General features: G+C 65.2%; 6 protein-coding genes. 5 read left to right on the top strand and 1 reads right to left on the bottom strand.

Going from position 1 to position 8411, the window contains the following annotated elements; translation table 11 throughout:
- Positions 1-284 precede the first annotated feature (284 nt).
- Positions 285-773, bottom strand: a complete 489-nt coding sequence (locus tag MnOB_RS07060; RefSeq protein WP_077523418.1) for a GlcG/HbpS family heme-binding protein — start codon at positions 771-773, stop codon at positions 285-287.
- A gap of 356 nt (positions 774-1129) precedes the next feature.
- On the opposite strand from MnOB_RS07060, the gene MnOB_RS07055 reads away from it, so the two are divergent.
- The 5 genes from MnOB_RS07055 (at position 1130) to MnOB_RS07035 (ending at position 8336) form a co-directional block, all read left to right on the top strand.
- On the top strand, positions 1130-2275 hold the full coding sequence (locus MnOB_RS07055; protein ID WP_077523416.1) for an acyl-CoA dehydrogenase family protein: 1146 nt from the start codon (positions 1130-1132) through the stop codon (positions 2273-2275).
- A 32-nt stretch (positions 2276-2307) separates the two neighbouring features.
- Complete coding sequence (locus MnOB_RS07050) at positions 2308-3447, top strand: acyl-CoA dehydrogenase family protein (protein ID WP_234358212.1); 1140 nt, start codon at positions 2308-2310, stop codon at positions 3445-3447.
- Between the two features lie 121 nt (positions 3448-3568).
- Positions 3569-5386 (top strand): SDR family oxidoreductase, encoded by a 1818-nt coding sequence (locus MnOB_RS07045; protein WP_077523412.1) that lies wholly within the window; start codon positions 3569-3571, stop codon positions 5384-5386.
- A gap of 64 nt (positions 5387-5450) precedes the next feature.
- A complete protein-coding gene (locus MnOB_RS07040; protein WP_077523410.1) occupies positions 5451-6560 on the top strand; it encodes a thiolase C-terminal domain-containing protein in 1110 nt (369 codons plus the stop codon).
- 78 nt (positions 6561-6638) lie between these two features.
- Entirely contained in the window at positions 6639-8336 is a 1698-nt protein-coding gene (locus MnOB_RS07035) for an AMP-binding protein (RefSeq protein WP_077523408.1), read from the top strand.
- Positions 8337-8411: the final 75 nt, after the last annotated feature.

The following is an 8411-nucleotide window of genomic DNA, read 5'->3' as shown; positions in this document are numbered from 1 at the left end:
TTCATTCGCGAATGCAGGACGCAGTCCTGCCGTAGGGTGGATGACGCTTTTCTCATCCACCATCGGTGCCCAGTCGAGCTTTCGATGGTGGACCGGTGAAGCGTGGTCCACCCTACGTCTGACGCGAAATTGCCAGCAGGGCGGAGGCATGGTGGGTTGCGTGGACGCGCCATGTGCTCCGTCCGCTGGCAATTCGCCGGGCGAGTCTATGCCCAGTACCTGTTTCGCAAACCACTCCATGTGAGGGGGAGCAGGCTACTGACTACCCAAAGGCCGACTTGGTCTTACTTGAACAGCGCTGCGTTCGCGGCGAGCACTTCGTCAGCGCACTGCGCGTCCAGGTGGCCGCCCGGAGCACCGGCTACGCCGATGGCACCGATGACCGAATCACCCGCCTTGACCGGTACACCGCCGCCCAGCAGCAGGAAGCCGGGGATGTCGGTCAGGTTGGCGGCGGCCGGGTTTTTCTGGGCGTTTTCCATGATGGCCAGGGTCGGCGCCTTGGCCGAGGCGGAAGTGAAGGCCTTGGCCTGGCTGGCTTCGATGGTGTGCGGGCCGGCGTTATCGGCACGGGCAAAGGCCTTCAGCAGGCCTGCGCGGTCCACCACTGAAGCGCTGACGTTGTAGCCCTTGGCCTGGCAGGCGGCGACCGTGGCGCTGGCCAGCTTCTGCGCGTCGGCAGTAGAGATGTTGCTTTCGCTCAGCACGGCGGCGTGGGTGGTGCCGGCGAAAGTCAGGGCGGAGAACAGTGCGGCAATGGCGTGACGATTCATGGTGATGTCCTTCAGGTGGATGAGGTGTCGAGATGCGAGCAGTCTGGCCAGAACGCTTGCGCCGCGGTATGCGCCCGACTACCTGCGCCGCTCCGTAGTTCTACGGAGAGGGTGGAGTCTCTCCCACATTGCACCCCGGTCGGTCCGAAATGGTGGAAGTAAAGAGCGACTTCCACCCTACGGGGCCGGGCAGGGCGGTTCTCCCTGTGGGGGCGATTGAAATCGCCTCCACAACGCCCGCACAGGCCCCCGTATCCCCCCCTCCCTGAGGGGGCTGACCCCGAATACCTCCTCCTATGATCGATCCAGAGCCGCCCGCAAGGGTGGCGGAACGATTGAGCCGAGGAGACCCACCCATGATTCCGCGTACCCTGTTTGATCACGAGCACGAGGAGTTTCGCAGCACCGTGCGACGCTTCCTGGCGGAGGAGTGCGCTCCCCATCTGGAGCAGTGGGAAGAGGATCACCGGGTACCCCGTGAAATCTGGAAGCGTGCCGGCGAGCTGGGCATGCTCAATGCCACCACCCCGGAAGCCTATGGCGGCCTGGGCCTTGACCGTCGTTTCTCGATGGTCGCAACCGAAGAGATCTACCGCGCCGGCCAGGCATCCGGCCTGATCGGCTTTGGCGTGCACGACATCGTCGCCGGCTACCTGGTGAACTTCGGCAACGAAGCGCAGAAGCAAGCCTGGCTGCCGAAGATGGCGGCGGGTGAGGCCATAGGCGCCGTGGCCATGACCGAACCGGACACCGGTTCCGACCTGCAGGCGGTCAAGACCCGCGCGGTGCTGGACGGCGACGAGTACGTCATCAACGGCGCCAAGACCTTCATTTCCAATGGCACCAACTGCGACATAGTCGTGGTCGTCGCCAAGACCGGTAATTCCGGTAAGGGCGCCCAGGACATCTCGCTGATCCTGGTGGAAGCCGACCGCGCCGGCTTCAGCAAATCCAAGCCGCTGCGCAAGGTCGGCCTGCACGCCCAGGACACCACCATGCTGTTCTTCGAGGACGTCCGCGTGCCCCGCGAGAACCTGCTGGGCGGGGTGGAAGGGAAGGGCTTCATCCAGTTGATGAAAGAGCTGGCCTGGGAACGTCTGTCCATCGCCATCAGCAGCGTCGCCGGCGCCCAGGCGGTGCTGGAAAGCACCCTGGAATACACCAAGGGCCGCACCGTGTTCGGCAAGCCGATCTTCGCCTTCCAGAACACCCGCTTCAAATTGGCCGACCTGAAGATGCAGCTGGCGGTGTCGCAGAACTACGTCGACCGCTGCATGGAACAGTGTCTGGCGCGCAGCCTCAGCCCCGAGGCGGCCGCCTCCGCCAAGCTGTGGTGTTCCGACCTCTACACCAAGGTGGTGGACGAGTGCGTCCAGCTGCACGGCGGCAACGGCTACATGCTCGAGTACCCGGTTGCCCGCCACTACCTCGACCACCGCGTCCTGCGCATCGCCGGTGGCGCCAACGACATCATGAAGGATCTGGTCGGGCGCACGCTCTGATCCGGGTCGCAGAGGAATACGCAATGGAATATCTGATCCCCCGTACCCTGTTCAGCTCCGAGCACGAAGAGTTCCGCCGCGCCTGCCGCCGGTTCATGGAGGAGGAAGTCGCGCCTTTCCATGCCCAGTGGGAGAAGGACAAGTGCGTCCCCCGCGAGGTCTGGCGCAAGGCCGGTGAGCTGGGAATGCTGCTGCCGTCCATGCCCGAGGAGTACGGCGGCCCCGGCGCCGACCGGCTGTTCGACATGATCTTCGCCGAGGAATTCATGCGGGTGGGCGCCACCGGCCTGATCGGCTTCGGCGTACACGGCCTGGTGGCGTTCTACATCCTCAACTACGGCACCGAGGCGCAGAAGCAGGCCTGGCTGCCGAGAATGATCGCCGGTGAGGCGGTGGGCGCCATCGCCATGACCGAGCCCAACACCGGCTCCGACCTGCAGGCAGTCAGGACCCGCGCCGTGCGCGAGGGCGACGAGTTCGTCCTCAACGGTTCCAAGACCTTCATTTCCAACGGCGCCTCGTGCGACCTGGCGCTGGTGGTGTGCAAGACCGGCAACAGCGGCAGCGCCAAGGACATCTCACTGGTCATCGTGGAGAAGGAGCGCGAGGGCTTCGCCCGTTCCCAGCCATTGGAGAAGATCGGCCTGCACGCCCAGGACACCAGCATGCTGTTCTTCGACGACTGCCGCGTGCCGGCCGAGAACGTCCTCGGCGGGGTGGAAGGGCAGGGGTTCTACCAGCTCATGCACGACCTGGCCTGGGAACGCATCATCGGTGCCGTGGGCTTCCAGGCCCAGGCCGAGGCAGCCCTGGAGCACACGGTCGAGTACACCCGCACGCGCATCGTCTTCGGCACGCCGGTGCTGGATTTCCAGAATTCGCGCTTCACCCTGGCGCAACTGAAGACCGAAGTGCAGATCGGCCGCTCGTGGATCGACAGCTGCATGGAGCTGCTGCTGCGCGGCGAGCTGAGCGCCGAAACGGCGGCGGTGGCCAAGTACTGGACCGCCGAGCTGAGCAGCCGGGTGGTCGATGCCTGCCTGCAACTGCATGGCGGCAACGGCTACATGACCGAGTACCCCATCGCCCGGCTCTACCTCGATACCCGGGGCAACCGCATCTGGGGCGGCACCAACGAAATCATGAAGGAAATCATTGCCCGCACCCTGTGAGGCGAGCCTGAGCCAACCTGCGGTCGCAATCCGCATTCGCGTCGGTTCGTCCAGTCGGACGCTCGGACGCCGGTGCTCTGCGTCGCCATAACAACTATCTCTTCTGGAGAGGAGCCCTAACGTGTCTCAAGAAATTCGCTTCGACGGCAAAGTCGCCATCGTTACCGGCGCCGGCAACGGCCTGGGTCGTGCCCACGCGCTGCTGCTGGGTTCCCGTGGTGCCAAGGTCGTGGTCAATGACCTGGGCGTGACCACCGCTGGCGTGGGCAGCTCGTCCGCCGCGGCCGACGCTGTGGTCGCCGAAATCCAAGCCATGGGCGGCGAGGCGGTGGCCGACTACAACTCGGTGACCGAGGGCGAGAAGATCGTCGCCACCGCCCTGGAGGCGTTCGGCACCGTCGACATCCTGATCAACAACGCCGGCATCCTGCGCGACACCTCGTTCCACAAGATGACCGAAGAGCAGTGGGACCTGATCCAGGACGTGCACGTGAAGGGCGCCTTCCGCCTGACCCACGCCGTCTGGCCGATCATGCGCGACAAAGGCTACGGCCGCATCGTGATGACCGCCTCCGGCGCCGGCATCTTCGGCAACTTCGGCCAGTGCAACTACGCCACCGCCAAGTCCGGCCTGATCGGTTTCACCAACGCGCTGGCCATCGAAGGCGCGAGCAAGAACATCCGCGTCAACACCATCGCCCCGATCGCGGCCTCGCGCATGGTGATCGCCAGCGGCATCTTCCCCGAAGAGCTGCATGACAAGCTGAAGGTGGAAGACGTCGCCCCGCTGGTGGGCTGGCTGTGCAGCGAGGAGTGCCAGGACACCGGCGGCCTGTTCGAGGTCGGTGGCGGCTTCCACGCCAAGTACCGTTGGGAGCGTTCCTACGGCCGTTTCCTGCACACCGATTCGCTGAGCCCGGAGCTGGTGCGCGAGAACTGGGAGCGCATCACCCGCTTCGACGACAAGAGCGTGCACCACGCCAATGGCGGCGAAGGCTTCAAGGAGCTGTTCGAGCGCATGGCTGGCAACGCCATTGGCGGTAACCAGTACGTCGACATGGAAGTGGCCGCCAACGCCGTCGCCACCCTGGAAACCGAGTACACCCAGACTGACGCCGCGCTCTACGCGCTGGCCGTGGGCGCCGCCAAGGACCCGCTGGACCGAACCGAGCTGCTCTATATCAATGAGTTCAAGGGTGAAGAGTTCCGCGTACTGCCGACCATGGCAGTGCTGCCGGCGACCCAGGTGTTCCTCAAGGCGATCCTGGCCGGCAAGCCGACCCTCGAGGGTCTGGAGCTGCCGTTCGCCAAGGGTCTGCACGGCGAGCAGTACACCGAGATGTACCGTCCGATGCCGCCGAAGGCCAAGCTCAAGCACACCATGCGCCTGAAAGAAGCGTTGGACAAAGGCAAGAGCTCGGTCAGCGTGCTGGAAATCCACACCACCGACGAGAACGGCACCCCGCTGTACTACAACGAGTTCACCAGCTTCTACACCGGCACTCCGGGCGCTGGCCTGAAGCGCGTGCCGAGCGTGGCGGCCGCGCCGCTGCCCGAGCGCGCGCCGGACGCGGTGATCGCCGAGCAGACCGAGGTCAACCAGGCCCTGCTGTACCGCCTGTGCGGTGACTGGAACCCGATGCACGTCGATCCCGACTACGCCGCCAAGGCCGGTTACGAGAAGCCGTTCCTGCATGGTCTGTGCACTTTCGGCTATGCCGGTCGCCATGTGATCAAGGCGTTCTGCAACAACGACTCGCGCCTGTTCAAGAGCATCCGCGTGCGCTTCGCAGCCATCGTGATGCCGGGCGATACCCTGGAAACCCGTATGTGGCGCGAGTCGCCGACTCGCGTTGTGTTCGAGACCCGCGCCGTTGAGCGTGACGTAGTCGTGCTCAAGGGCGGCTCGGTCGAGATATTCGAGCAAGTGCCGGCCTAAACCTTTGGCCACCTGCCGCTTCCGAGCCCCGGGAGCGGCAGCTTTTCTATTTCAGGAGAGCACGATGCAACGTTGCGTCAATGTGATTGGCGTAGGCATGTCCCCCTTCGGCCCGGCTTCGCTGAGTGTCAATCCGACCGCTCTGGTCGGCGAGACGATACGGCAGGCGCTGGCGGACGCCGGATTGTCCGCGCGGGACATCGGAACCGTCTTCGCCGCCTCGGGACTGATGGATGGCGGGACCCTGCAACGGGCTCTCGAACAGACAGGACTGGGGCGTGCGCCGCTCCAGCATTTGCCGAAAGGCGAAGAGGGCAGCGGCGTGCTGTTCTACCAGGCCTGCCAGGCCATCGAACTGGGCCTTGCCGAATGCGTTCTGGTGCTGGGCGTACAGGGTGCGCCGGCACCGCTACCGGATCTCGGCGCCGTCTTCGAGCGCCTCGGTGCGGCGGCGCGGGCGTACATGACGCGCTACCAGGCGCGACGGGAAACCTTCGCCATGGTCGCGGTCAAGGCACGCCAGCATGCCGCGCTCAACCCCCTGGCGGTGTTCAGCCAACCGTTGACGCTTGACGAGGTGCTGGAAGCCAGCGTCATCGCCGAGCCGCTGACCCATCCCCAGTTCGCCTGGCCTACTTCCGGCTCGGCGGCGGTGCTGCTGTGTTCCGCCGACTTCGCCCGGCGTCACGGCAACGGCCAAGCCGTGCAGGTCATCGCCCAGGCATGCGTCTCGCCGGTCCAGGTGACCGCCTTCGATCCGGCCTCGGTCTTCCCCTGTGCGGGCTATGAGGTCAACGTTGCTGCTGCGCGGGAACTCTATGAGCAGGCGGGCAGGGGACCGCAGGAAGTGGGGGTGTGCGAACTTCACGACAGCAGTACCCTCAGCGAACTGCTGCTGTATGAGGCACTTGGTTTCTGCCCCGAGGGAAGCGCCGAGAAGCTGGTCGAGGATGGCGACAACACCTATGGCGGCAACCTGGTGGTGAATCCCTCCGGGGGACTGCTTTCGCTGGGCCAGGCACCGGCGGTGAGCGGGCTGGCGCAATGCATCGAGCTGGTGCATCACCTGCGTGGCAACGCCGGCCGGCGCCAGGTTGCCGATGCGCGCATTGCCCTGCAGCACCAAAGCGGGCCGGACGGCACGGTGGTGACCACCCTCTATCAGCGCGAGTGAACTGACACGGCGCTGCTTTCGCCGCCGACAGAACAATTTCAATGGGTGGTACACCACCCTTCAGACGCAGGACATGCCATGAACAAGAACAATGAGCACCCTACGCTGTTGCACCGCTTCCTCCACTGGGAGAGCAGCACGCCCGACGCTATCTACCTGACCCAACCCCTGCTGGACGGCAGCGTGGTCGACTACAGTTGGCGCGAGGTGGGCGACCAGGCCCGGCGCATGGCGGCCTACCTGGTTTCCCTTGACCTGCCGCCGCGATCCTCCATCGGTATTTTCGGCAAGAACACCGCCCACTGGATCATCGCCGACCTGGCGATCTGGATGGCCGGGCACATCAGCGTCCCGCTGTACTCGACCGCCAACGCCGATACCGTGCGTTACGTGCTGGAGCATGCCGAGGTGCGCGTGCTGTTCGTTGGCCGCCTCGATGGCGATGCCGCGGGCTGGAACGCCATTCGTGCCGGGGTGCCCGCCGGCCTGCCGCTGATCGACCTGCCGATGTCTGCCTGCGGCGAGGGTGAGTCCTGGGAGCGCATCGTCGCCGCCTTCACGCCACTGCAGCGGGTGCTGCTGCCGGAGCCGGGCGAGCTGGCCACCATCATCTACACCTCCGGCAGCACCGGGAATCCCAAGGGGGTCATGCACAGCTTCGGTGCCATGTACAACGCTCCAGCGGTGACCGGCTGCATGTACGACAAGGGCCGGGGGCCGCAAGCGAGCGACCGCCTGCTGTCCTACCTGCCACTTGCCCATACCGCCGAACGCGCGGTGGTTGAGGCTGTGTCGCTGTTCAGCGGCTGCCGGGTGTTCTTCAACCTCGGCCTGGAAACCTTCAGCGAAGACCTGCGCCGCGCGCGGCCGACCATCTTCCTGTCCATGCCGCGTCTGTGGGGCAAGTTCTACCAGGGCATCAACGAGCGGATTCCGGCTGCGGTGCAGGCTGCGGCCTTCGCCGATCCGGTCGAGGGTGAGCTGATGAAGGCGCAGATCCTTTCCGCGCTGGGCCTGGACCAGGTGCACACCGGCCTGTCCGGCTCGGCGCCGCTGCCGGTCAAGGTCATGGAGTGGTACCGCCAGCTGGGTCTGGAACTGCTGGAGGGCTACGGCATGTCGGAGAACTTCGGCACCTCGCATTTCAGCCTGCCGGGGCAGGTGCGCGTCGGTTACGTCGGCGCCGCGATCCCGGGCGTCGAGTGCCGCATCGGCGACAACAGTGAAATCCTGGTGAAGAGCCCGGCGCAGATGCTGGGTTACTACAAACAGGCCGAACTGACCGCCGAGAGCTACACCGCCGATGGCCTGTTCCGCACCGGCGACCGTGGCGAACTGGACGAGCAGGGACGCCTGCGTATCACCGGACGGGTGAAAGAGCTGTTCAAGACCGCCAAGGGTAAATACGTCGCCCCCGTGCCCATCGAGGCCAAGCTCGGCAACCATTCGCGCGTCGAGGCCTCCTGCGTGACCGGCGTCGGCCTGCCGCAGCCGCTGGCACTGCTCAATGTGTCGCCGGACACCCGCGCCACCCTGGAAAGCGCCGAAGGCCGCGATGCGGTGGCCACCGAGCTGGAGGTGTTTCTCGCCGAGGTGAATGCCCAGTTCGAGCCACACGAGCAACTGGCGTGCCTGGTGGTGGTCAGCGAGCCCTGGAGCATCGCCAATGGCCTGCTCACGCCAACCCTGAAGATTCGCCGCAACCTGATCGAGGAGCGTTACCAGGACAAGGTGGAAGCCTGGGGCGAGAGCGGCTGCAAGGTGATCTTCGAGTAAGGTGCAGGCAACGAAAAAGGCCGATCCGGATTCCGGATCGGCCTTTTTTGTAGGTGCAGAAATTTCAGGGAGGGG

The organism is Metapseudomonas resinovorans (assembly GCF_002003485.1).
Lineage (GTDB): Bacteria > Pseudomonadota > Gammaproteobacteria > Pseudomonadales > Pseudomonadaceae > Metapseudomonas > Metapseudomonas resinovorans_D.
The sequence above is the reverse complement of the archived record's forward strand: the minus strand, read 5'-3'. Positions and strand labels throughout refer to the sequence as shown.

Excerpts from the sequence above, each read along its gene's own strand:
- MnOB_RS07060 (WP_077523418.1), bottom strand. The coding sequence starts at position 773 with ATGAATCGTCACGCCATTGCCGCACTGTTCTCCGCCCTGACTTTCGCC.
- MnOB_RS07055 (WP_077523416.1), top strand. The coding sequence starts at position 1,130 with ATGATTCCGCGTACCCTGTTTGATCACGAGCACGAGGAGTTTCGCAGC.
- MnOB_RS07040 (WP_077523410.1), top strand. The coding sequence starts at position 5,451 with ATGCAACGTTGCGTCAATGTGATTGGCGTAGGCATGTCCCCCTTCGGC.
- MnOB_RS07035 (WP_077523408.1), top strand. The coding sequence starts at position 6,639 with ATGAACAAGAACAATGAGCACCCTACGCTGTTGCACCGCTTCCTCCAC.